The 24,674-nt window shown below is 71.5% G+C and carries 20 protein-coding genes; 12 read left to right on the plus strand and 8 right to left on the minus strand.

Going from position 1 to position 24,674, the window contains the following annotated elements:
- Nucleotides 1–396 precede the first annotated feature (396 nt).
- From ACIRL2_RS38625 to ACIRL2_RS38640, 4 genes are read right to left on the minus strand one after another with little or no spacing between them, the layout of a single operon-like run.
- Nucleotides 397–1,395 carry an LLM class F420-dependent oxidoreductase gene (locus tag ACIRL2_RS38625; RefSeq protein ID WP_402238625.1) on the minus strand — a complete coding sequence of 333 codons (999 nt, stop codon included), beginning with the start codon at nt 1,393–1,395 and terminating at the stop codon, nt 397–399.
- Nucleotides 1,392–2,588, minus strand: coding sequence for an acetyl-CoA C-acyltransferase (locus ACIRL2_RS38630; RefSeq protein WP_402238627.1), 1,197 nt, complete (start codon nt 2,586–2,588; stop codon nt 1,392–1,394). The genes ACIRL2_RS38625 and ACIRL2_RS38630 overlap by 4 nt, the downstream gene beginning before the upstream one ends.
- A complete protein-coding gene (locus ACIRL2_RS38635) occupies nt 2,585–5,605 on the minus strand; it encodes an acetyl-CoA acetyltransferase (protein WP_402238629.1) in 3,021 nt (1,006 codons plus the stop codon). The genes ACIRL2_RS38630 and ACIRL2_RS38635 overlap by 4 nt, the downstream gene beginning before the upstream one ends.
- A complete protein-coding gene (locus ACIRL2_RS38640; RefSeq protein ID WP_402238631.1) occupies nt 5,602–7,059 on the minus strand; it encodes a carotenoid oxygenase family protein in 1,458 nt (485 codons plus the stop codon). Before ACIRL2_RS38640 ends, ACIRL2_RS38635 begins: the two co-directional genes overlap by 4 nt.
- A gap of 166 nt (nt 7,060–7,225) precedes the next feature.
- On the opposite strand from ACIRL2_RS38640, the gene ACIRL2_RS38645 reads away from it, so the two are divergent.
- The 6 genes from ACIRL2_RS38645 (at nt 7,226) to ACIRL2_RS38670 (ending at nt 12,636) form a co-directional block, all read left to right on the plus strand.
- The gene (locus ACIRL2_RS38645; RefSeq protein ID WP_402238634.1) at nt 7,226–8,140 is read left to right on the plus strand and encodes a winged helix-turn-helix transcriptional regulator; all 915 of its coding nucleotides are present in this window, start codon (nt 7,226–7,228) and stop codon (nt 8,138–8,140) included.
- Between the two features lie 172 nt (nt 8,141–8,312).
- The gene (locus ACIRL2_RS38650) at nt 8,313–8,843 is read left to right on the plus strand and encodes a hypothetical protein (protein ID WP_395859551.1); all 531 of its coding nucleotides are present in this window, start codon (nt 8,313–8,315) and stop codon (nt 8,841–8,843) included.
- Between the two features lie 137 nt (nt 8,844–8,980).
- Nucleotides 8,981–10,204: a sensor histidine kinase gene (locus ACIRL2_RS38655; protein WP_402238637.1), complete on the plus strand. Its 1,224-nt coding sequence runs from the start codon at nt 8,981–8,983 to the stop codon at nt 10,202–10,204.
- Entirely contained in the window at nt 10,201–10,869 is a 669-nt protein-coding gene (locus ACIRL2_RS38660) for a response regulator (protein ID WP_395859554.1), read from the plus strand. The genes ACIRL2_RS38655 and ACIRL2_RS38660 overlap by 4 nt, the downstream gene beginning before the upstream one ends.
- 121 nt (nt 10,870–10,990) lie before the next feature.
- On the plus strand, nt 10,991–11,893 hold the full coding sequence (locus ACIRL2_RS38665; RefSeq protein WP_402238640.1) for an ABC transporter ATP-binding protein: 903 nt from the start codon (nt 10,991–10,993) through the stop codon (nt 11,891–11,893).
- Nucleotides 11,890–12,636 carry an ABC transporter permease subunit gene (locus ACIRL2_RS38670; protein WP_402238643.1) on the plus strand — a complete coding sequence of 249 codons (747 nt, stop codon included), beginning with the start codon at nt 11,890–11,892 and terminating at the stop codon, nt 12,634–12,636. The genes ACIRL2_RS38665 and ACIRL2_RS38670 overlap by 4 nt, the downstream gene beginning before the upstream one ends.
- 150 nt (nt 12,637–12,786) lie before the next feature.
- On the opposite strand, the gene ACIRL2_RS38675 is transcribed toward ACIRL2_RS38670, so the two are convergent.
- On the minus strand, nt 12,787–13,548 hold the full coding sequence (locus ACIRL2_RS38675; RefSeq protein WP_395859557.1) for a hypothetical protein: 762 nt from the start codon (nt 13,546–13,548) through the stop codon (nt 12,787–12,789).
- Between the two features lie 251 nt (nt 13,549–13,799).
- Here ACIRL2_RS38675 and ACIRL2_RS38680 point away from each other — a divergent pair, with 251 nt between their 5' ends.
- Complete coding sequence (locus ACIRL2_RS38680; RefSeq protein WP_402238645.1) at nt 13,800–14,306, plus strand: hypothetical protein; 507 nt, start codon at nt 13,800–13,802, stop codon at nt 14,304–14,306.
- A 324-nt stretch (nt 14,307–14,630) separates the two neighbouring features.
- Here the strand turns inward: ACIRL2_RS38680 and ACIRL2_RS38685 are convergent, their stop codons facing one another.
- Nucleotides 14,631–16,217 (minus strand): amidohydrolase, encoded by a 1,587-nt coding sequence (locus tag ACIRL2_RS38685; RefSeq protein WP_402238648.1) that lies wholly within the window; start codon nt 16,215–16,217, stop codon nt 14,631–14,633.
- Between the two features lie 340 nt (nt 16,218–16,557).
- Between ACIRL2_RS38685 and ACIRL2_RS38690 the strand changes: the two genes are divergently transcribed.
- The 5 genes from ACIRL2_RS38690 (at nt 16,558) to ACIRL2_RS38710 (ending at nt 22,829) form a co-directional block, all read left to right on the plus strand.
- Nucleotides 16,558–17,580, plus strand: a complete 1,023-nt coding sequence (locus tag ACIRL2_RS38690) for a FecCD family ABC transporter permease (protein ID WP_395859561.1) — start codon at nt 16,558–16,560, stop codon at nt 17,578–17,580.
- Nucleotides 17,577–18,614 (plus strand): FecCD family ABC transporter permease, encoded by a 1,038-nt coding sequence (locus ACIRL2_RS38695; RefSeq protein WP_395859562.1) that lies wholly within the window; start codon nt 17,577–17,579, stop codon nt 18,612–18,614. Before ACIRL2_RS38690 ends, ACIRL2_RS38695 begins: the two co-directional genes overlap by 4 nt.
- The gene (locus ACIRL2_RS38700; protein ID WP_395859563.1) at nt 18,611–19,408 is read left to right on the plus strand and encodes an ABC transporter ATP-binding protein; all 798 of its coding nucleotides are present in this window, start codon (nt 18,611–18,613) and stop codon (nt 19,406–19,408) included. Before ACIRL2_RS38695 ends, ACIRL2_RS38700 begins: the two co-directional genes overlap by 4 nt.
- Before the next feature lie 108 nt (nt 19,409–19,516).
- Nucleotides 19,517–20,470 (plus strand): ABC transporter substrate-binding protein, encoded by a 954-nt coding sequence (locus ACIRL2_RS38705; RefSeq protein ID WP_402238651.1) that lies wholly within the window; start codon nt 19,517–19,519, stop codon nt 20,468–20,470.
- Nucleotides 20,471–20,612: 142 nt separating this feature from the next.
- Complete coding sequence (locus ACIRL2_RS38710; RefSeq protein WP_402238653.1) at nt 20,613–22,829, plus strand: ATP-binding protein; 2,217 nt, start codon at nt 20,613–20,615, stop codon at nt 22,827–22,829.
- Between the two features lie 8 nt (nt 22,830–22,837).
- Here ACIRL2_RS38710 and ACIRL2_RS38715 read toward each other — a convergent pair whose 3' ends face one another.
- On the minus strand, nt 22,838–23,230 hold the full coding sequence (locus tag ACIRL2_RS38715; protein ID WP_402238655.1) for a hypothetical protein: 393 nt from the start codon (nt 23,228–23,230) through the stop codon (nt 22,838–22,840).
- The gene (locus tag ACIRL2_RS38720) at nt 23,227–24,450 is read right to left on the minus strand and encodes a hypothetical protein (protein ID WP_395859568.1); all 1,224 of its coding nucleotides are present in this window, start codon (nt 24,448–24,450) and stop codon (nt 23,227–23,229) included. The genes ACIRL2_RS38715 and ACIRL2_RS38720 overlap by 4 nt, the downstream gene beginning before the upstream one ends.
- Between the last annotated feature and the right edge of the window lie 224 nt (nt 24,451–24,674).

Below are 24,674 nucleotides of genomic sequence, written 5' to 3' on the forward strand. Positions count from 1 at the left end.
ACAACCCGCCGCCCCAAGCCAACTCCCCCGCAACCCGTCCGGCGCTCGAGGACAAAGCGAGGTCGGGCCCACCCCAGCCCGCCGACCCACCGAGCCAACCCCCGCCAGCCCGTCCGGCGCTTGAGGACAAAGCCGGACCAGGCCCACCTCGGCCCGTCGACCGAAACCGACCCCCTCAGCCCGTCCGGCGCTTGAGGACAACGCCGAACCAGGCCCACCTCGGCCCGTCGACCGAAACCGACCCCCTCAGCCCGTCCGGCGCTTGAGGACAAAGCGGGACCGGGCCCACCCCAGCCCGCCGACCCACCGAGCCAACCCCCGCCAGCCCGTCCGGCGTTTGAGGACAAGGCGGGACCAGGCCGATTCCAGCCCGTCCGGCGCTCGAGGACAACAGCGTCAACAACCCACCAACGCCGACAACGTCGCAGAGCCACCCGGATCCCCAGCGGTAGCCGAAGGCACAAGGACGACCTCGTCCACCCCCGCCGCCCGATACGCCGCGATCCGCGAGCGCGCGTGCGCCACCGACCCCACCAACCCCACCACCGACACCGCCGCCTCCGGAATCGCCGCCAGCAATTCCCGCGGATGCGGCCCCGTCCGCGCGTACGCGACCAACTCCCCGAAGCCCGCACGCGCGAACATCTCGCCATACCCGGGTGCGGCCAGATACCCCACCAGCCCGCGCCGCAGTTGCTCCGCCCCCTCGACCGCGCCCGCCCCCACCGCCGCGCACACCCACGCGGCGACCCGAGGCCGAGGCCGCCCGGCCTCCTTCGCCGCTCGCGACAGGGAGACGATCAGCTCCACCGCGGTCTCCGGCGCGACCAGGTTCAACACCAGCCGATCCGCGTACCGCGCCGCCGTCCGGATCGCCGCCGGCCCGAACGCGGCCACGGTCAGCCCCGACCCGCCCGGTGCCGGCAACCGCAGCCGGTAGCCCTCGGAACGGACCACCTCCCCGTGCCCATCCGACCGAGCCCCGTCCAGCAACTCCCTCGTCTGCCGCGCCGATTCGGCCAGCGCGACGCCCGCACGGGCCCGCGAGCGCCCATGCCATCCCTCCACCACGACCGTCGAGGAGGTGCCCAGCGCCACCGTCACCCGCCGCCCGGTCAGTGCCCGAACCGAGGCCGCCCCCATCGCGATCGTCGCCGGATCACGCACGGTCACCGCCAACGGCCCCACGGTCAGCGGGATCCGCTCGGTGCCCCCGGCCACCGCGGTGGCCAGCGCGAACGCGTCATAGGTGGCCATCTCGCCGATCCACAGTTCGGCGTAGCCGAGTTCGTCCGCCAGCCGCGCCGTCGTCAGCGCCTCCTCCGCCGGCCGGTCCTGCCACAACCCGAGCGAGACCGACAGCCTCGACCCGCGGGATCGCACGTCCTCGCTCACGGCATCCTCTCCAACACCACTGCCGTCCCCAGTCCCGCCGCCCCACTCACCGCGGCCACGCCGAACCGACCTCCCGAGCGCGCGAGTTCGTTCGCACACGCACCGGTCAGGATCGCCCCGGTGGCACCGAACGCGTGTCCCATCGCGATCGTGCCGCCATTCACGTTGAACCGGTCGTCACCGAAGCCCAGTTCGCGCCGGATCTTCAGACACAGCGCGGCGAACGCCTCGGCGAACTCGACCACGTCCACATCCCCCGGTCCGATCCCGGCCCGGGCCAGCGCCTTCCCGACGGCCCGCTGACCGGCCGTCAACATCCGGACCGGATCCACACCCGCCGAGGCCGAGGACACCACCCGCGCCACCGGTGACAATCCCAGCCGCTCGGCCCAGCCGAGCGTGCCCAGCAGCAGTACGCACGCCCCGTCGGCCACCGACGGCGAGGTTCCCCGAGTGTGCAGGTGTCGGACCTCGCGCAGATGCGGCAGATGCCGAAGCGCGAGCGCGTCCTGACCACTCGCGCCCAACTCGGCGAACGCCGGTTCCAGTTCCGCGAGTTCCTCCACACGCGTGCCGGGACGCACGTGTTCGTCGTGCGCCAACCCGCCCGGCAGCGCCGCCACCGCGTCGGCGAACCGGCCCTGGGCCCAGGCCCACGCGGCGCGTTCCTGGGTGTGCGCCCCGTACGCGTCCAACTCGGCCCGGTCGTACCCCTCCTCGGTCGCCACCACGTCCGCCGCGATGCCCATGTGCACACCGCCCACCCGCTCGATCACCGCCGCGTCGGTCCACAGCGGCCCCCGATCCGCGAACATCGGTACCCGGGATGAGGATTCGACCCCGCCCGCGATCACCAGGTCGGCCTGTCCGGCCCGGACCAGCGCCGCGGCCGAGGCGACCGCGTCGATCCCGGACGCGCAGAACCGGTTGATCATCTGGCCCGGAACGTTGTCCGGCCAGCCCAGCGTGAGCACGGCCGTACGCGCCGGGTTGGCGCCCTGCTCGTCCACCTGCCCCGCGCAGCCCAGCACCACGTCGTCCACCCGCGCCGGATCCACTCCGGTACGCGCCACCAGCGCCGCCGGCACGTGCTCGACCAGAGCCCGCGCGGGCAGCCCGGCCAGCCCGCCGCGCGGCGAGGCCTTCCCGCGCGGCGTGCGCACCGAGTCGAGGATGTACACATCGCCGCTCACGCGTCCGCCCCCCGGCCCACGACCGTGGTCACGATCGTCGTGAAGGAACCGCCCACGTTGACCGTCAACGCCGTACGCGCGTCCTCGACCTGGATCGGCCCGGCCCGACCGGTCACCTGCCGCGCCGCGTCGAGCACCATCCGCACACCGGTCGCGCCCACCGGATGCCCCAGGCCCAGCAGTCCACCGCCGGGATTGACCGGCAGTCGCCCGCCCGGCCCGAACACCCCGTCGGCAACCAGACGACCCGCCTCACCCGGACCGCACAAACCCAGGTGTTCGAGAGCCACCAGGCCGGTGATAGTGAAGCAGTCGTGCAGTTCGGCCACGTGCACCTCGGTGGCCCCGCGCAACCCGGCCCGCCGGTAGGCGTCCGCAACCGCGCCGGCCAAGTGCGGGAACATCACCGCCTCTTCATCCCGACTCAGCTTGGCGGCCAGGGACAACGTGTCGGTGCGATGCCCGAAGCCGCGTACGCAGGCCAACTCCGCCGGGTCGAGTCCATGTTCGGCGACCCAGGCGGGAGAGGCCAGGACCAGTGCGGCGGCGCCGTCGGTGATCCGGCCGCAGTCGGTACGCCGCAGTCGCCCGGCGACCGGCGGATTGGCCGTGTCGTCGGCGGTGAAGGCCGCAGCCGGGAAGTCCCAGTCCCGAGCCTGCGCGAGCGGGTTGCGCGCGGCGTTCGCGAACGCGCCCGCCGCGAACGCGCCCAGGTGTGCGGGGTCCAGGCCGTATCGGGCGTCGTAGGCGTCGGCTATCTCGGCGAACAGCGCCGGCCACGGGAACCGCGCGTGCGACGCCTCGTGTCCGGCCCACGCGGCCGTGCCCAGATGGGCCGCACCCTCGTCCGCGGGCACATTGCGCATCAGTTCGACGCCGACCACGAGCGCGAGGTCGTAGTACCCCGCCCCGAGATCGGCGCCGGCCGCGAGCACCGCGCAACTCCCGGACGCGCACGCCGCCTCGTGCCGCATGCTCGGCCGGCCCGCCAGCTCCGGTACAGCGGTCACCATCAGGCCGCCCAGGTGCGCCTGCCCGGCGAACAGTTCGCCCGCCAGGTTGCCCACGTGCACGACCTCGATCGCGTCCAAATCCACCTTCGCGTCCGCCGCCGCGGCCAGGGCGACCTCACGCATCGGGTCGACCAGGCCCAGGCCCTCCTTGGTCCAGTTGCGGGCGAAGTCGGTCTGCGCGCCGCCGAGGATGTAGAGGGGGGTCAAGGTCACGAGTCGGCTCCTTCCGGATGGTCCTCCACCGGGAGCCACGGACCAGCCGGGCCCCGATACCGAACCGGCGCCCGCCGCCGACGCCGAACCGGCCCCGAAGTCCACCAAGCGGGTGCGCAGTTCGGCCTTGCGCACCTTGCCGACCGGGTTGCGCGGCAGTTCCTCGACCAGTTCGAGCCGCTCGGGCAGCTTGTACACCGCGATGTGACGTTCCCTCAGGAACGCGCCCAGTTCGGTCAGGGACGGTGCGCGCTCACCCGGCGCGACCACCACGACCGCGCAGGCCCGTTCGCCCATCACCGGGTCGGGCACCGCGACGATCGCGACCTCGGCGACCGCCGGATGCGCGCCCAGATGGTTCTCCACCTCGGCCGCGGAGATGTTCATCCCACCGCGCACCACGATGTCCTTGGCCCGGTCGACGTAGCGCAGCCGGCACGGATCCCCCGACGCGTCGGCCGCGTACGCGAACATGTCCCCGGTCCGAAACCAGCCGTCGTCGTCGAACGCTTCCCGCCGCGCCCGCGGATCGCGCGTGACATACCCGGCGAACACCCCCGGTCCCTGGAGCCGCAACTCCCCCGGTACACCCACCTCGGTGATCTCGACCTCGGTGGCCGGATCCACCAACCGGCTGCGCAGGCCGTGCGAGGCACGGTTGGACCAGGTGTGGTCGGGCGAGCCGAAACGCGGGAAGTAGTGCGCGCGGTCGCGGTGGTCGGGCACGCTGCTCGGATCCGCCGCCAGGCTCGCGCCCTCGTTGGAGCCGAAGTAGTTGATCACCTCGATGCCGAACCGCTCGGCCCAGCCGACCGTCATCTCCTCGGTCAGCGGCGCCGATCCCGAACCCACCACGCGCAGCGACGCGAGAACCCCGTCCGGCAGGGCGTCCTGGCGCAACAGCATCGCCAACAGCGCGGGCGGCACCACCGTGTAGGTGACCCGCTCGGCGGCCAGTTGGCCGAGGAACACGCCCGCGTCGAACGGGTGGTGCTGCACCAGGACGGCACCGGTGATCAACCACGGCAGGAACATCCCGGCGATGCCCGCCATGTTGACCATCGGGAACGGATTGAGCAGCACGTCCGCGCCGGTCAGCGAGGCGGCGTCGACACTGCCCAGCGCCATCGGCGTCCAGTCGTCGGCGCAGCGCGGAACCCCCTTGGGCATGGCCTCGGTTCCCGACGTCCAGCAGATCGTCACACAGTCGCCGGAGTCGCTCTCCAGACCCGCCAGGTAGCGGCCGAGCGGCAGTGTCGAGACCCTGGCGCACGCGGCGTCGAGCGCGGTGACGCCCTCGGGGACGTCGTCGCCGAAGGCCAGTACCGCACGCGTGCCGGAGAGCGGCAGTCCCGCGATCACCCGCGCCGCGGGCCACGAGGCCGCCCGGGTGGCGGTCACGAACACCCGGACGTCGGCCAACCCTGCCAACTCCGTCAGTTCGTACTCGCGGTACTGCACCGGGAACGGCGTCGCGATCGCGCCGAGCCGGGTGATCGCCAGGTAGACGGCGGCGAGTTCGACCGAGTTGGGCAGGAGCACGCCCACCACGGTGTCGCGCACCACCCCGTGATCGAGCAGTACCGCGGCCAACGTATCCACGTAGAAGTCGAGTTCGGACCAGGTCAGCCGCTTGGGCGGACCGTCCATCGACGCGATGCGGTTGGGCGGGTCGACGATCGCGGTGCGGTCCGGGTGTTCGGCCACCCGATCGCGGAACATCCGGTCCCAGGTCGGGCCGCCCCACCACGGCGCGTAGCGCGCGGCCCGCTCGGCGGTGTGCAGTCTCATCCTCGGCCTCCGAGCTGATCGGCGCGCACCCATGTGGCGTGGAAGCCGACCGGCACCCGCACCGGAAGCAGGATCCGGCACACCGGCCCGGCCGCCAGGTCGGCGGCGTGCAGAACCACCACCTCCGAGCGGTTCTCGCGTTCGTCGGTCACGAACGACACCAGGTAGCCGTCGTCCTCGCCGGTGCCCCCGTCGCGCGGGGCGAACGGCGCCTCGGACCCCCAACGCCCGGCACCGAAGCGATGGTCCTGGCGTTCGCCGGTGTGCAGGTCGTAGCGCACGATGCCGTCGAAGAGCAGGGTGTCCTCGCGCGCGATGTGCACGTTGTAGGCGAAACGGTTGCGCCGGCCCACCATGCGCGAGTCGATGGAGGGGAACTCGGTGTTGTCCTCGTCGCGCGGCCCCTCGACGGTGCGTCCGGTGGTCAAGTCGAAGCGGTAGCGCCACAGTTGGGCATCCAGGCGCAGGTAGGCGAGCATCCGGGCGAGCGGGTGGGAGATCCTCGGCTGGTGCTGCGGGTCCTTGACCCGGCACACGTCCAGCACGATCTCGCCGTCCTCCTCCCAGGAATTGACGACGTGGTAGATGTACCCGGGCGCGGCCTCGAACCAGCGCACCCGCGAACCGTCGCCGTATCGGGGCAGGACCGCGAACCGGGACGGCAACGATCGCTCGAAGTGCAGCTTGTACCGGCCCTGTCGACGCGCCTCCTGGTCCTGGATCAGCGGCAGGTCCATCAGGATCGCGTGGTTCTCGGTGATCGCCATGTCGTGCGGCAGGCGCGGGCCGGGCAGGTCGACGTGCGTGGTGTGCGCGACCCTTCCGTCCGCGCCCACCACGCCGTAGCGCAGGTAGGGCGGTTCGGGTCCGTAGTCGAACCAGAACAGTTCACCGGTGGCCTCGTCCACCTTGGGGTGCGCCATGAAGTCGCCGGTGAGGGTGCCCAGGAAGGTCTCGGGACCCAGCGTCGCCAGCGACAGCGGGTCCAGTGCGCGCGGCGTACCGCACAGATACCAACTCGCCAGCAGCCTGCCGGCGAAGAACGTGACGTCGGTGTTCGCGGAGTCCTTCAGGCCCAGGCCGTGTCCGTTGCCGAACGGATTGCCCTTGGGATCCTCCATCACGCCCGTCCACAACCCGCGTCCGGCCCGGCTCTCCGCCTCGAACGCCTCGGTGCGCACCCAGCGGTTCGCGTACCGCGCCCGGCCGTTCTCGAAGTGCACCGCGTGCACCATGCCGTCGCCGTCGAACCAGTGGTGCCGGCCGGTCGCCGGGAACCGGCGGTTCGGGCCGTTGCGCACGTACACCCCGTTGAGATCGGCCGGAATGGAGCCGATTACTTCCAGATCGTCTGCGGAGATCTCATCCACGACCGGCGCGTACACGCCGAGCAGATAGGGATTCTCCTCTCCGTCTTCGACCGGCTTGAGCACTACGTGGGCTACGTCGTTCATGGCCACTCCGAGGTCGATGGAGACTCGCCGGCAGGGAACCAGGTATGCCGGGAGGCTAACCCGAGGCGTCGAATACTTCTAGAGTGGAAGTAACCGGATCAGGCACTTCCCACTCGTATGGAGGGCTCGCCACGACCGGGGGAACGACCGAAGGAATACTTCGCCCATGGAGACTGCCCCCGCCCCGACCCCCGCCCACACCTCACTGGGGCACGGCCTGCTGGTGATGGGCGACCTGTGGAACCTGCTGATCGTGCGGGCCGCACTGGCCGGTCCGGTGCGATACGGCGACCTCAAGTCGGCGCTGACCATCTCCGACCCGGTCCTCACCCGGCGACTGCGCGACCTGCTGGCCGACGGCGTACTGGCCGCGACCGGACCGCGCCAGGAGTACCGGCTGACCGACGCGGGCCGGGACCTGTGGCCGGCGTTCGTGGCGATCAACGCGTGGGACCGGCGCTGGGCACCCACCTCACCGCTTCGGATCCGGGCCCGCCCCCGACACCTGACCTGCGGACACGGCTTCGATCCGATCTTCGGCTGCGGCGCGTGCGGGGCGATCGGCGTGAGCGCGCGCGACACCGCCGCGGTCCGCGACCCCGCCGTCCCGGCCGAGGCCGCCAACCCCAGGCGGCGCTACCACCGCTCGGCCGCGGCGACCGGCGAGCACTCCCCGATCGCCGCGGCCGCCGTCCTGGCCGATCGCACCTCCACCGCGATCCTGGCCGCCGCGTTCCTGGGCGTGCACCGCTTCGGCGACTTCCAACGCCTCATGCACGACACCGCCCCGCACACCCTGACCACCCGATTGGGCCTACTCACCGACGAGGGCATCCTGACCCGGGTACCGCTCCAGGAGGGCGCACGCCGCACCGGCTACCGGCTGACCCCCAAGGGCCACGACTTCTTCCCCACCTTCGCCTTCCTGATCGCCTGGTCCGAACAACGCTTCAGCGCCGACGGCCTGGCCGGCGTCCGGATCACCCACGTCACCTGCGGCGACCCGCTCCGCCCCCGCTGGACCTGCAACGCGTGCAACGCCGAACTTTCCGCCGAATCGGTCGACCCGGGCACCTCCTGACCTCTCGACCCCGCTCCGCCACGCATGCGCCGCACAGTCGACGCGCCTGGCGGGTGGTGGGCTGAGGGAGTCCCCTTGATTGCCCGGATTTCGGTTGCCCGAGCGGAATGGGGACCGTCATGGTTTACCGGTGCCGCCGGTAAACGACGCGGTACGGAAAAGGGGCATCCTCATGACCAATCGGATCGGGTCGTTCGGCGCACGCACGCCATTCGCGGTGATCGCGGCCGTGTCGGCCACGTTCCTGCTGGTGGGAGCCTGCGACGGGAACGACAAGAAGACGGCGCACGTCGGCACCTCGAGCACGGGAACGCCCTCCGCGTCCTCGATGTTCACGCCGCGCACGGCACCGGCCACGTACCCCGTCTCGACCCGCGGCACGACGGGCCAGTCGCCGTCCGCCACGAGCCGGAGCACGCGGACCGCCGAGACCTCGGCGACGCCGGAGAGCACGAAGACCGCGTACGACAAGGGCGAGTGCCTCAGCGGCAGCATCACCACGGGCGGCAGCCAGGAGGAGCTGACCTCGGTCCGCTGCTCCGACCCCAAGGCCAACTTCAAGGTCCTGCGCGTGTTCCCGTACACGATGTCCGGTCGCCCGTGCGACAACGTGAGCGGCGCGGACTACACGTACTCCAGCTACTGGACCCGCAACGGAGTCCCGACCTACGGCAGCACGTACTGCCTCTCCGAGATCGGCTGAACCCCGGTGGACCCGGCTCGATGTGCGCATCGGGCCGGGAACGGCCGCCGCCCGGCCGCGATACGTCGACCAAAGTCGATGCCCGCGTCGACCCACGACCACTGCCGGACCCGCCGAACCGCTGCCTACGCTGAGATGTGATCAAGACCCGAGCCCGTCGCACCGACCAGGCACAGGAGCCGACCACCCCCGCGCCGGCCGTGACCCGCCGCGCCCGGACCCACCGCGAATGGGCCGCCGATCTCGGTTACGCCCTGAGCGCGTTCGTGCTCGGCTCGATGATCCTCGTCACCGCGCTCCAGGAGGACGACAAGCCGCCGAACGTATGGGTCGAGGCCGTCCTCGGCGGCATCATGTTCGCGGGCATGCTGCTGTTCCGCCGGGCCCGGCCCACCCGACTCGCCGTGGTGTGGGTGACCGTCGGCTTCTTCTCGGCCGCCGTCACCGGCTCGGCCCCGGTCGTCCTGCTCAACCTGGCGATCCACCGACCCTGGCGGACCAGCGTCTCGGTCGCCGCGTTCCAGGTCGCGCTGATCGCGGGCACGTTCTGGGTCGGCGCCGACTCCGCACGCAGCTACTGGACCTCGCTCCTGGCCATGTTCCTGCTGATCACCACCTCCGTGGTCACCGGCATGCTCATCCGATCCCAGCGGCAGCTGACCGCGAGCTGGCGCGAGCGCGCCCGGCAGGCCGAGGAGGGCCAGCGGCTGCGCGTGGAGGAGGCCCGCCACCTCGAACGCGAGCGACTCGCCCGGGAGATGCACGACGTGCTCGCGCACCGGATCTCGTTGCTGGCGATCCACGCCGGCGCCCTGGAATACCGGGCCGGCGCGTCACCGCAGGAGGCCCGCGCCGCCGAGGTCATCCGCCAGTGCGCGTTCGAGGCCCTGGAAGACCTGCGCGAGGTCATCGGCGTACTGCGCGCCCATCCCGACGAGACCGACGGCGACGGCGACGAACCCGAGCGCCCGCAACCGGTGCTCGGCGACCTGCCGGCGCTGATCGAGGAGTCCCGGCAGGCGGGCGCGACCGTGCACCTCGACCTGGCCGAACTGCCGTCGGTGTCGGGGCGCACCGGGCGGCACGCCTACCGGATCGTCCAGGAGGGCCTGACCAACGCCCGCAAGCACGCCCCCGGCGCACACGTACGCGTGCTGGTCGCGCCCGCTCCCGAGGACGGCCTCGCGATCGAGGTGGTCAACCGGCTGCCGCGCGGTCGCGCCGGCAGCGGCATCCCCGGCGCGGGGGCCGGGCTGATCGGGCTGCGCGAACGGGTGGCGCTGATCGGCGGCCGACTCGAGCACGGTCGCACCGGTGACGGTGACTTCCGGCTCCGGGTCTGGCTACCGTTGGCCAAGTGACTACTGCCGACGGCTGCGTACGGGTCCTGGTCGTCGACGACGACGCTCTCGTCCGCGCCGGACTCTCGATGATGCTCTCCGGACTGCCCGACGTGCGCGTGGTGGCGGAGGTGTCCGACGGTGCCGACGTCCTGGTCGCGGTCGACGAGCACCGCCCGGACGTGGTGCTGATGGACATCCGGATGCCCCGGGTGGACGGACTGGCCGCCACCGCGACGTTGCGGGCCAGGCCCGAGGCCCCGGAGGTGATCGTGATGACCACCTTCGACACCGACGACCACATCCTCAAGGCGATGCGCGCGGGCGCGAGCGGCTTCCTGCTCAAACACACCCCGCCGCCGGACATCATCGACGCCATCCGCCGGGTCGCGGGCGGCGAACCGATGCTCTCCCCCGACGTGATGCGCCGGATGATGTCCTACGTCGCGGCAGCCGGTGTCGATCCGCGCCGAACCCGGGCCCGGGCCGCCCTCGACCGACTCAGCGAGGGTGAACGCGCGGTGGCCGCACTCGTCGGCAAGGGCCGCACCAACGCCGAGATCGGCAGGGAACTGTCCATCAGCATCGCGACCGTCAAGGCGTACGTCTCCCGGTTGCTGACCAAACTCGACCTCAACAACCGAGTGCAGATCGCCCTGCTGGTCCACGACGCGTGCGATTCCTGAGCCACCCGCGACTGTCGATCGTCGGTCCCCAGTCCTTGGTCGCGGCGGATATAGACCAAGGCCGCGGATCCTGGCCCCTCGGCCGCTGCGCACGAGCACCCGGCGCGGCCACGCTGGAGCCATGATCACAGTCGAGCACCTGACCAAGCGCTACGGGGAGCACGTCGCCGTCGACGACGTCTCGTTCCGCTGCGAGCCAGGCACCGTCACCGGTTTCCTCGGGCCCAACGGCGCGGGCAAGTCCACCACGATGCGGATGATCTGCGGCCTCACCCCATCCACCCGCGGCAGCTCCGCGATCCAGGGCGTGCCCTACCGGCAACTGGGCAACCCCGGGCGCCACGTCGGCGTGCTGCTCGACGCCGCCGCCCAGCACGCGGGCCGCAGTGGGCGCGAGACGTTGGCGCTGTGTGCCCGCGTGCTCGACGTGGACCGGGCCCGGGTCGAGGAACTCCTGACCCTGGTCGGCCTGTCCGACCCGGCGGCCAAGCGTCGCGTCGGCGGCTACTCGTTCGGGATGCGCCAACGGCTGGGCGTCGCGCAGGCGCTGCTCGGCGATCCCGCCGTGCTGATCCTGGACGAGCCCACCAGCGGCCTCGACCCCGAAGGGGTCTACCAAATGCGCACGCTCCTGCGCGACTTCGCCGACCGGGGCGGCACCGTGCTGTTGTCGTCGCACCAACTGCGCGAGATCGAGGCGGTGGCCGACCGGATCGTGATGATCGCCAAGGGCCGCGTCGTGGCCGACGGCGCGAAGGGTGACCTGCTCACCACATCCGGCGGCACTCGCGTCGTCGGCCTCGACCCGGTCGCCCTGCGTACCGCCCTGGTCGCGGCAGCGCTGCCGCATCGCCCGGCCGACCCGGCCGGCGCCTACCTGGTGGATGCCCCGGCCGAGGCGGTCGGACGAGCCGCCGCGCACGCGGGGGTGGTCCTGGTGGACCTGCGGCCCGCCGAACACGAAGGACTCGAAGAGATGTTCCTGAGCCTGATCAACTCCGTGCCCCAGGAGATCGGGTCATGACGGTCGCCGCCCCCACGCTCGGCCGACTGACCGAGGTCGAACTGCGCAAGATGACCGACACTCGCGCGGGCAGATGGCTGCTGGGCGTGGTCGGGCTCGCCGCCGTGGCCCTGGTGATCGTGAACCTGACCGCCGCACCGCGCGAGGACCGCACCGTGCAGGACTTCCTCAGTTCCTCCCAGGCGGGCGTCGCCGTGCTCTTCCCGGTGATCGGCATCCTCGCGGTGACCGGCGAATGGTCCCAGCGCACCGCGCTGACCACCTTCGCCCTCGTACCGGACCGCCGCCGGGTGCTGACCGCGAAGGTCGCGGCGGGAGGAGTGTTGTGCGTGATCGGGCTCGTGGTGGGCCTGGTGTGCGCGACGCTCGGGCACCTGGTCGCCACGGTCACCGATCGCAGCGCGGGCACCTGGTCCATACCGCCCTCGGTGATCGCGTCGACATTGCTCGCCGCGGTCCTCGCCATCACCATCGGCCTGGCATTCGGCACGGTGTTGTTGAACGCGCCGCTCGCCATCGTGGCCTATTTCATGATCCCGAGCCTGTTGGGCATCCTCTCCGGCCTCGTCTCCGCCATGGAATCCACCAACCGCTGGATCAACCCGGGTTCGGTCCTGGAACCGCTCTACACCACCGGCATCACCGGTACCGAGTGGGCCAGACTCGGCACCGCGATGGCCATCTGGTTGGTACTTCCGCTGTTGATCGGCACGATTCGGGTCATCCGCACGGAGGTGCACTGACCCCCCGCACCACCTGCTCCGGGTCGGCGTGCCCGGACCGTGTCCCGCTACCCGCCGGGCATGCCGACCCGATGCGATTGCGCGGTGTTGTCGGTGTGTTGCCTCCAAGGCCCGTTATCAGTGATCCACTGCTCCGGCATTCCCGGGCCGCTATCCGGAGCCGGGGAACAGCGTGACGAAGGCGTCCGACGCCGCCGTCATCCCCCGCCCGAAAGGGGCGTCCAGATCCCAGATCAGGAACAACAGAAAGGCGATCAACGCGCTGAACAACCCGGCCACGATCAACTCCGGCGCCGATCTGCGGATCTGCAGCGTGAAGATCATGCCCACTGTGACCATGGCCCCGATGATCAGGCCGAACCACACCAGTCCCGGCATCGACGAGCCGGCCTGTCCGCCTCGTGCCTGCCGCGCGTCGTCCGCGATCGCGACCTGGTCCAGGATCGGTTGGTACATCTGCATTTCCTGGTCGCCCTGCGGCACGTAGTCGGTGGCGCCGTGCCGAATCGTTTCGAACAACTTCGAGCCCCGGTCGGACAGTTCGCCATGGTCGGCCATATAGGACCATTCCTTCCGGACCACGTACTTCACGTAGGCGTCGACGTCCGCCCGCAGGCGATCGCGCACCGGCTCCGGATAGACCCGAACCCGCTCACTGACCTCGTGCAACGCCTGTGCCTCGCGCCGGACCTCGTCCTCGGCCGCGCCCCGCCCCTCCCACACGCCGGCGATCGCGAGACCGAGCACGATCGCGTAGACGACGCCGATCATCATCGTCATGTATTCGAGCACGTCCGGGGTGGCCGACGGGTCGTCGTCGTCCGGCAACCGGCGCTGCTTGAGCACGACGACCGCCAGGACGACCGTGCACACCGCGACCATCGCGAGTGCCAGTACAACCCAATGCGTCATGGGTGACCTCCGGATCGAAGAGTCCGATGGAGTCGGGTGGAGTGGAGCGAGGGACACGGGTGGAAGGCCCCCGAGGAGGCCGGCCGCCGCCCGGCGGGAAGCCGGAACGGCGGTCCACACGACGGGTTCGGAACGTCCGTCGCAGCAGGCGGAATCGGGTACGGCCGGCGCGGCCCGGTCGTCCCGGGCGAAACGAGTCGGCTCAGCCGGATCCACCGCTCGACCCACGCACGCCCGCTCGCCCTCGGGGCTTGAGCGCGGCGCCGGCCAGGATCGCCGGCGCGGTGATCAGCAGCGTCGTCGTGACGATCGACGTCCCACGCGCCGGCGGCGGCGCCGCAGGAGGCCGGAGCACCGGCCGCCGGACCGCGATCGGTTGCAGCGGCGGCGGTGTCACCGCCGGAGGAGTGGTGGGCGGCGGAGTGGGCGGTGGGCTGGGGGGCTTCGAGGCCGGTGGGGTCGGCCGCGCCGGAGTCGGTTTGGGCACGACGATCGCCACCGGCGTGGGTCGCGCCTCGGGCGGCGGAGTGGTCCGCACCGGCGTGGGCTTCGGTGGCGGCGTGGGCTTGGGCTTCGTGGGTGTCGGCGACGGTTTGGGCGTCGGCCGACACGAGCCGTCCCGCACCAACCGGAAGTCGACGGTGAGCCCGATCCCATGGGTCGGCGGCCCGGTCGCCGCGGTCACATCGACTTTGACCACCGCTCCGGGCGAACGGCCGATCGAGACACACACATCCACGTTCGTGCCCGGCGCATGACCACTCCCGGTACCCGACCCCGCCCACGCCACACCTGCCGGAGCAGCCAACAAGGCCCCCGCCCCGACCACGCACCCCCACCGGCGCGCCCGACCCCATGCGCTCATGGGATCGATCTTCCGGCACAACCGTCAGCTTTAGCCCGAATAACCTTCAGATTCACTCGTAAGGGTCATAGGGCTGGAAAATGTGGCCACCCACGGCTGATTTGCCCAACAATCGGTCGGCAAGCTCGAAGACTGCTCTCGCGCGGCAGCCCCGCACGCCGAGCGAGGCACTTGCCCCGCGTCGCCGGCCCCGCGTCGCCCTGCCCCGCCCATCGATTCAGTGCGTGCGTGTCCCCGCCAACCACGTCCCCAGCACCGCGATCCGCCGCAGCCTCATCGGGTCGACCACGCGCGGATCCGCGCTCAGCCACACCAGATCGGCCGCACCGCCCACCTCCAACACCCGCCGGTCGTCCGCGAATGCCTGATGGGCGACCCCACCCGTGTACGCGTCCAACGCCTGATCCACCGTCAACCGCTCGCGCGGCGTCCAGCCCCGACTCGGCGTGCCCTCGAACGTCCTTCGGGTGACCGCGACTTGTATGCCCTCCAACGGCTGATGCGAACTCACCGGCCAATCGCTGCCGAACGACACCGGCGCGCCCGAGTCGACCAGACCGCGCATCGGGTACTGCCGGTCAGCCCGCTCCGGGCCCACCCGGGGAATCGACAACTCGGTCTGGAGCGGGTCGAGTTGGGCCCACAGCGGCTCGAAGTTGGCGATCACCCCGAGCCGTGCGAAACGATCCAGGTCGGCCGGGTCGACGATTTGCACGTGCGCGATCACCGGCCGCCGATCCCATGTCGGGTTGGCCGACGCGGCGGCCTCGATCGCGTCCAGCGCGGTCCGTACCCCCGCGTCGCCGATCGCGTGGATGTGCACCTGGAACCCGTCCGCGTCGAACGCGGTGACCGCCTCGGCCAGCGCGGCCGGCGGCCATACCGGCATCCCACAGCTGTGCGGCGCGTCGCAATAGGGTTCGAGCATCGCGGCCGTACCGCCCTCGATCACGCCGTCCGCGAAGAACTTCACCGTCCGCGCGGACAACAACGGCCCGCCCTCGGCCGCCACCGACGCCCGCGCGGCGACGAACTCGGCACGCTGCTCCCGCCACCGGTCCGGGTCGGCGCGGAAGGCCAGATTGGCCCGGAAGGCCAACGCCCCGCGCCGCGCCGCCTCGACGTACGCCGGCACCATCTCCGGCTCCACCCAGGCATCCTGAACCCAGGTCAGCCCCGCGCTCGCGTACGCCGCACCGGCCACCCGCAACGCGTCGACCAGTTCGTCCAGCGGTCGTCCCGGCACCCGGTCCAGCACCAGATCGCACGCGTGCCATTCGCGCAGCGTGCCCAGCGCCGAACCGTCCGGGCGGCGGACGATCCAGCCGAGCCGAGGGTCGGGGGTGGCGGCGGTGACCCCGGCCCGGCGCAGCGCCTCGGTGTTGCACCACACGGTGTGATAGTCGTACGCCCGCAACACCACGGGTCGGTCGGCCACCGCCGCGTCGAGCCAGCGGGCGTCGAACTCGCCGTCCGGGACCAGGGTCGGGTCGTAGCTCGCACCGACGATCCATTCCTCGTCCGGATGTTCGGCCGCCCAGCGCCCGACCTCGGTGGCGATGGCCTCGACGCTGCTCAGACCCTTGACCTGCGGCCCGAAGTGTTCGAGACCGCCGAACAGGGGGTGGGCGTGTCCGTCACCGAAGGCCGGCAGCAGCAGGCCCGCACCCAGTTCGACGACCTCGTCCGCGTCGAGCGCGAGCGCGGCCGCCCCGAGCGCGACGACCCGGCCGTCGCGTACGGCGAGCGCGTCGGTGTCGCCCGCGCCGGTGCGCACGGCGCCCCGGAACAGGGTGGTGGTCATGGTGCTCACTCCATAGATCAAGGTGATTCGGTTCCGCTCGGGTGTCTCGGCCGATACGGATCCCACCACTGCACGGATCGGATCCGCTCGACCGTCTCTGTCGAGGAGTCGAGGGACCAAGTATCGAAGGTCGAAGGGTCGGAGAACGGGGCCGTCGGCAAGGCGATCGGTGCCGAGGCGGCGTTCACGGTCGACCCGGACGCGCTCGTGCGCGAGCTCGGTCGCCCCGGAGGCGATCGTGCGCGAGCTGCGGGCACAGCCGGCGAAATCGTCCGGCGACCCTGCGTGAACTCGGGCCCCCGGCCCACTCGGACATATCAGGTAAGCCTAGCCTTCTCCAGTGAATGTCCTCCCGACGCGGGGTCGTGCGACCAAGCGCCGAGTCCTCTACCTGGTCTCGGTCCTGTTCGTGCTGGCCGCCGCCTGTCTGCTCAGCCTCGCCGTGGGCAGTCGAGCCATCGCACCGAGTGTCGTCCTGGACGCGCTCGTGCACGGCGGCGACTCCACGGACGCGATCGTGGTCAACTCGATGCGCGTGCCGCGTACCGTGGTCGCGCTCCTGGTCGGCGCTTCGCTCGGCATCGCCGGCGCCTGCATGCAGGGGCTGACCCGCAACCCGATCGCCGAGCCCGGCATCCTGGGCATCAGCACCGGCGCGGCCACCGGCGTGGTGACCGCGATCGCGGTGTTCGGCGTGACCAGCCTGACCGGATACGTGTGGTTCGGCTTCGCCGGCGCGCTGTGCACGGGGGTGCTGGTGTACGCGGTCGCCGCGCGTGGGCGCGGCGGCGCCACCCCGGTCAAGCTCGCGCTGTCCGGGCAGGCCCTGGCGGCCACCCTCGGCGCGGTGATCACCCTGGTGCTGACCACCGACCAGGGCACGCTGGACCAGTACCGGTTCTGGCTGGTCGGCTCGCTGTCCGGGCGCACCGACGACGTGGCCTGGCAGATGTTGCCGTTCGTCGCCGCGGGCCTGCTCTTGATGGCCTCGGTCGCCCGGGGCCTGGACGCGCTCGCGCTGGGTGACGACGTGGCCAAGGGGCTGGGCCACAAGGTGAACCGCATCCGGATCGTCGGTGGCCTGGGCGCGACCGTGCTGACCGGCGTCGCGGTGGCCGCGACCGGCCCGATCTCGTTCGTCGGGTTGGCCGTCCCGCATGCCGCGCGGGCCCTGGTGGGTACCGACCACCGCTGGGTGCTGACCATGTCGGCGCTGCTCGCGCCGATCCTGTTGCTGGTCGCCGACGTGCTCGGCCGGATCATCTTCCCGCCCGCAGAAGTCGAGGTGGGGGCGATGACCGCGCTGATCGGCGTACCGATCCTGGTCGCGCTGGTGCGCCGCAAGCCGGTGGTGGCCGGATGAGCTACCGCCCGTACGGCCATGTCCTGGTCCGTCGCCCGCGCTTGTCGTTCCTGCTGCACCGCCGCTCCACGATGGTCGCGAGCGTGCTGGCCGTGCTGCTCGCGGCCGCGTTCCTGCTCAGCCTGTGCGTGGGGGTGCGGTTCATCCTGCCCGGCGACGTGCTCAAGGTGGTGTTCGGCGTCGACGACAGTATCGTCGTCGAGACGCTGCGGCTGCCGCGCACGACGGCCGGGCTGTTGGTCGGCCTGTCCTTCGGCATCGCCGGCGCGCTGATCCAGACCGTGGCGCGCAACCCGCTGGCCAGTCCCGACGTCATCGGTGTCTCGCACGGAGCGGCGGCGGCCGTGGTGTTCGGCCTGGTCTTCGGTTTCGGCGGGCCCACCGCGACCCCGCTCACCGCGGTCGCGGGCGGCACCGTCGCGGCCTTCCTGGTCTACCTGCTGGCCTGGCGCCGTGGTCTGAACGCGCAGCGCTTCGTGCTGATCGGCGTCGGCATCTCGGTGGCGCTGTACTCGGTCACCAACCTGCTGCTCACCAAGGCCGACATCACCTTGGCCCAGCAGGCCAAGGTGTGGATGTCGGGCAGCCTGAACGGGCGTGGCTGGTCCCAGGCCGAGCCGCTGTTCTGGGTACTGGTCGCGCTCACGCCGGCGATCGTGTGGGCGGCGCGGGCGTCCCGCTCGGCCGGTTTCGACGACGACACCGCGATCGCCCTGGGCGTGCGGCTCGGCCGGATCCGGCTCGGCCTGGTCGTGGTCGGCGTGTTGCTCGCGTCGGTGGCCACGGGGGCCGCCGGTCCGGTGGACTTCGTCGCCCTGGTGGCGCCCCAACTGGCCCGCCGGCTGACCCGAACCCCACAGGTGCCGCTGGTGTGTTCGGCGCTGCTCGGCGCGCTGATCGTGGTCCTCGCGGACATCGGCGCGCGGATGCTGATCCCCGACGCCGAGTTGCCGGTGGGTGTGCTCACCGCCGCCGTCGGCGGCCCGTACCTGTTGTGGATGTTGACCCGTTCCCGTGCCGGAGGCGCCTCATGACCACCCATCAGCTCGGCGCGCGCGATCTGACGCTCGGTTACGAGGACCGGATCGTGGTGCGCGACCTCGATCTGGACGTGCCGGCCGGGAAGGTCACCGTCGTGGTCGGCCCGAACGCGTGCGGCAAGTCCACCCTGTTGCGGTCGCTGGGCCGGCTGCTCAAGCCGGTCTCCGGCAGCGTGCTGCTCGACGGCGCGGCGCTGCGCGACCTGCCCACCCGCGAGATCGCCCGGCGGATCGGCGTGTTGCCGCAGAGCCCGGTGCCGCCCGAGGGCATCACCGTCGCCGACCTGATCGCGCGCGGCCGGCAGCCGTACCAGCGCTGGTGGCAGCAGTGGTCCGACGAGGACGAGGACGTGGTGGCGGACGCGATGCGACGCACCGACGTGCTCGAACTCGCCGACCGCTACGTGGACGAACTCTCCGGCGGCCAGCGACAGCGGGTGTGGATCGCGATGGCGCTCGCCCAGGGCACCGGCATCCTGCTCCTGGACGAGCCGACCACCTTCCTGGACATCGCGCACCAGGTCGAAGTGCTCGACCTGGTGCGCGAGTTGAACGCCACCCGGGAACGCACCGTGGTCGCGGTGCTGCACGACCTCAACCAGGCGTGCCGCTACGCGGACCACCTGATCGCGATGCGCGACGGCTCGATCGTCGCGCAGGGCACGCCCGCCGGGATCGTCACGGCCGACCTGGTGCGCGACGTCTTCGGACTCGACTGCGTGGTCATCCCGTGCCCGGTCACGGGCGCGCCGATGGTGGTGCCGGGACAGCCGCGCAAGGCGGGGTAGGCACACTGGGCGGGTGGCAACCACGGTGCCGTCGCGCATCCGTGCTGCCGCTTCGGCCCGTCTCGTTCCCGTTGGCGACGTTCCCGTCACCTTCCGCAAGGAGCCTCCATGCCTTCCGTGTCCCTGCTCCGCGTCACGGCCGCCCTCGGTGTGGCCCTCGCCCTCGGCCTGACCGGGTGCTCCGCCGAGGGCGCCGATGGGGACAAGGACACCAAGGCGTCCGCGGACACCCGCGAGGTGCGTACCGCCAAGGGCCCGGTCAAGGTTCCGGTCGCGCCCAAACGTGTGGTCACCCTCGACCTGGGCGAGTTGGACACCGCGCTGACCCTGGGCGTCAAGCCGGTGGGGTCGGTCGTGGGCAGCCCCGGCGCCGGATTCCCCAAGTACCACGGCGACAAGACGGCGGGGATCAAGGACGTCGGCGCGATCGGCGCGCCCAACCTGGAGACGATCGAGGCGCTCCGGCCGGACCTGATCCTGGGCAACCTGGTGCGCGACGCCGACCGATACGACGCGTTGAGCAGGATCGCCCCGGTGGTCTTCTCCGAGCAGGCCGGCACCCGGTGGCGGCAGAACTTCCTGTCGGCCGCCGACGCGCTGAACAAGAAGGCGGAAGGTGATCGGGTGGTGGCCGAGTTCACCGCGCGGGCGAAGGCTCTGGGCGCCGCCCAGAGCGATCCGGCCGCGGTGAAGGTCAGCGTGTTGCGCTTCGTCGCGGGCCAGAACCGCCTGTACGGCAAGGACACCTTCGTCGGCAGCATCCTGTCCGAGGTCGGCCTCGGCCGCCCCGCAGTGCAGAACGTCGACACCTTCATGGTCGAGGTCGGCGCGGAGCAGATCGAGAAGGCCGACGGCGACGTGATCTTCGTGGCCACGTACGGTCCCAAGGACAAGACCGACCACGACAAGGTCTTCGGCGGGCCGCTGTGGAAGACCCTGAAGGCGGTCCGGGCCGACCGGGCCCACGAGGTCGACGACGAGTACTGGATGGTCGGCACCGGCTACTCCGCCGCCGGCCACGTGCTCACCGACCTGGAACGGTACCTGCCGAAGCGGGTCTGAGCGGCGGAATCCGCGGTCCCCGGCCAGCGAATCCGGCGTCGACCCGTCTCCGCCCCCGAGGCGGGCACCGATGCCCGATACCCGGTGCCGGGCGATATGGCCGGAAAGGTTTCGCGAGCCGTCCAAGCGACAAACATCCAGAATGCCCTTCCCGCCCACCGGGCCGGGTTCGGCCACGCGCGAGGGCAGCTTCGACCGCGACGAACGGGGGCGGCACGTGTCGGGGGTCGACCACGAGCGCGCCGACGGGCCCGCCGCGAGCCGCAACGAACTCGGCGGCACCGTACACGGCCCCAGCGTGCAGGCGGGGACCGTGCACGGCGGCATCCACTTCTCGATGCGGCAGGCGGACAACACCGTCGTGCCGTGGCAGTTGCCACCGGGCCCGCCGATGGTCAACCGGCATCGCGAACTGGACGCGCTGAGCCGGCTGCGCCACGACAACGGCACGATCGCGCTGCTCAGCGGGTTACCCGGGGTGGGCAAGACGACGCTCGCCCTGGCCTGGCTGCGCGAGTTGGGCGAGGCGTTCCCCGACGGCCGGTTGTACGCAGACCTGCGCGGGCACGGCGGTGACCGGCCGGCCCTGGCGAGTGAGATCGTCGGAGGCTTCCTGCGCGCGTTCGGTGTGCCGGCCGATCAGGTGCCACACGCGCCCGCCGAACAGCTGGGCCTGTACCGGTCGTTGACCGCGCGTCGCCGGTTGGCCGTGCTGCTCGACGACGCGGCCACCGCTGCCCAGGTCAGACCGCTGCTGCCGGCCGGTCCCAACGTCACGGTGGTGACCAGCCGCAGCAGACTCTCCGGGCTGCTGGTCGACGGCGGCGTGCCGATCCACCTCGAACCGCTGGATCGGCAGGCCGCGGTGGACCTGCTCGCGGCCACCATGAACGACCGGAGAGTCGACGAAGAGCCGGTACAGGCGGGCGAGTTGGTCGACCTGTGCGCACGCCTCCCGCTGGCGGTGCAGGTGGCCGCGGCACGACTGGCGGCGCGACCCACCCGGCCCATCACCACGATGGTGCGCGCGATGGCCGACGAGCGCGGCCGCCTGAACGCGCTCGCGCTCGACGGCGACCACACCGTACGAGCCGCGCTGGACGTCTCCTATCGCGACCTGCCCGAGCTCTCGGCCCTGCTCTATCGCAGTCTCGGCGTGCATCCGGGGCCCGACTTCGGGCCGATCGTCGGGGCAGCCGTGCTCGGCGCCCGTGCGGTCCCGGACCCCGAGGAGGCGGCACGATCCGTTCTCGAATCCCTCCTGGATCGGAACCTGATCACCGAGGCGACGGATGGCCGCTACCGGTTCCACGACCTGATCCGACTCCACGCGGTGGCCAAATTGTCCGATCGCCCGAGCCAGGAACAAGACGACGCGGTGCGCGCGATGCTCGACCACTACCTGGCCACGGCGACCCGGGCCGAGGAGATCCTCGAACCCCAACATCGCTCATTGGCCCGCGACTACGCCGACGACGGCGTCCCGTATGTGGAGTTCGCCGACGAGAAGGAAGCGCTGGCCTGGCTGGAGGCGCACCGGGTCACCCTGGTGGCCGCGGTTCGCACCGCCGACGAAGCCGGACTCCACTCCGTGGCGTGGCAGTTGACCGACGCGCTGTGGCCGCTGTTCCTGCGCGGCAAATATCTGGCGGACGCGCGTACCGCCCACGTGATCGGATTGCGCGCGGCACGCGCCTGCGCCGATTCGGCGGCGGAGTCACGGATGTTGACCTCGGGCGGGTTGTGCGAGTCGAGCGCGGGCGGCCATGCCGAGGCGCTGCGGATGTTCACCGACGCGATCCGGGTGTGTGTGGATTCCGCAGACGCGGTCGGCGCCGCTCGGGCTCGCAACTACACCGGTCTGGCGCTGCTTCGCCTGGGTCGACTGGACGAGGCGGCCGAGGCGTTTCGCGAGGCCGAGATCCGGTGTCGGGCGTTGGGTGACGATCGTCCGGCTGCGCTGGCCCGCTTCAATCGGGCCGATGTGGCGCTGCGTTCGGGCCGGCTGGACCGGGCTCTCGAACACGCCGAGGCGGCCCGGGCCGAACTGGCCCGGGTGGGCGACGAGTACAACGCCGCCCGTGCCCGGGCCCTGATCGGCCGCGCGTTGTCGGCCTCGGCCCGGCACGATCAGGCCGAGGCACATCTGGCCGCGGCACTGGATGTGCTCAGAGACCACAACGCGCGGGTGGAGGTCGCGCATGTGCTCACCGCGCTCGGCGAAACGGCCGCGCTCCAGGGTCGTCCCGAGCACGCGCGGCAGTTGTACACCGAGGCGCTGGACCTGTACGACGCCGCTCGGGCCCCGGCGGCCGAGGATGTTCGCGCGCGGCTGCGCGACCTCGGGCCGCCGGGGTGATCCGCGACTCAGCGCGACGCGGCCTCCCGGACGGCCAGCGCGTGCAGGATCGAGGCGTACACCGGCCACGAGGGATCACCGCTCGACCGCCGCGCCGGGCCGGCCGTCGCACCGCCGATGCGGACCAGGGCCAGCGTCGGTCCGCAGACGATCATCGTGACGAGAGCGCCGGGATGGCTCGTGGCCAACTCGCGGTCGCGAGCCCCGACCCGGGACCACGACGGCAGGCCGGGCTCGTCCACCACCAGGACATCAGCCAACTCCGCTTGATCGCAGCACAGTTCCGCGCGCAGATGCCGGTCGACGACGACCCGCCCGTCCTCGGAGCGGATCAGCACGGCGACCGAGACGGCGCCGCGATCGGTCGGTCCCGAGTTCGGGCAGGCCCGAGCCCCCGTCATCGGATCGGTCCCGGCAGGTCCGCGACCCGGACGAACGGTCGCCCCGGGGGCACCTTCAGTTTGAGGTGCCGGTACATCAGGGCGCGGGTGTTGCGGGCGAACCTGCCGGGTTCGGAGGTGATCCGCGCGGCCACCCGGGCGTAGTCCGACTGTCGGAATTCCGTCGGGATCCGGGACAGTTGCCCCACCATCGACCGGCGATGGCGGATCCGCGGCGCGAAGGCCGCCAGATCGCCCAGCGGGGACGCGGGATCGATGTCCTGTTCCGGGTAGGTCGCCAGCGCCACCGGAGCCCCGGTGGCGGTGCCGTACAGGCTGAGCGAGCCGTGATCACCGACCACACAGTCCGCCGAGACCAGCACGCCACGCCAGTCGTCCTCCGGCGGGATCAGCACCAGGCCCTCGCGCAGCGACTCGGCCAGCCAGGACCGCACCTGCCAGGCGCCGTGCCCGCTCCACACGTTCGGGTGCATCAACGCGGTCACCCGGTAGGCGTCGCGCGGCAGTTCCGTGGTCATTCGATGCAGCAACTCGGGTGTTCGGCCGAGCAGCGAGTTGCCACCCCAGGTCGAGGTGACCACGACGTGTCGTTGTCGGGCGCCGATGCGCAGTGCGTCGCGATAGCGCGCGCGATCGGGGCGACTCGCCACCAGGCAGTCGTAGTTGGGGTCGCCGGCGACCACTGCCGCCGATACCGCCTCCGGGCAGGCGACACCGAGCCGGGCCAACTCCTCGGCGTGCGCGAGCAGGATGCCGGCCGGCACCAACCGCCCGTCCCTGATCAGCCATTGCGCGGCCAGTCCGTAGGTTCCGCGCGGGGCCACCATGCGGCCGCCGCGCGGAGCGGACACCAGCTTGTTGTGCCCGGCACCGTGTGCCATCACGAGCACCGGCGCGTCCAGTTCGTGCAGTCCCTCGTGCCCGGCCGCCAACGCGAGGTCGAAGCGCATGTCGACCGCGCGCTGCCACGGCAGCGTGGTGGCACCGAGCCGATCCAGGAATTCCGCGACCCCCGAGGCGAAGACCGTGGGCGCCATGGTGAAGAACACGTGTACTCGCAGATCCCCCTCCAGGAGCCGAACGGCGTCGATCAGGCGCTGCCCCGACGTGACGTTGTGCACCACGACGAGCACCCCCCGCACCGCCGATCGGGTCGTCCACCGTGCCGCGTCCGGTCGGACGGGTACGGGTCTCCAATCGTTGTTCGCCATGATCGTCATCCATGCCTCCATGAGCGTCGTCACCACCGGACGGGCCCCGTTCCCCCGTGGCCGGGCGGTCGGTTCGGTCGTTGCGGCGAAGCACTGCCGCCGACTCGGACATCCCCGATGAAGCGGATGAATTCATTGCAGGTCGCCTGCAATGCGCCTGCAGGAACGCGGCCAACCGGAACGCGCCGTCACGCATAGGCGATTTCCGGTCGATTGCGGGTGCCGGCGTTCTG

Origin of the sequence: Embleya sp. NPDC127516 (genome assembly GCF_044765325.1) — a bacterium.
Classification (GTDB): Bacteria; Actinomycetota; Actinomycetes; order Streptomycetales; family Streptomycetaceae; genus Embleya.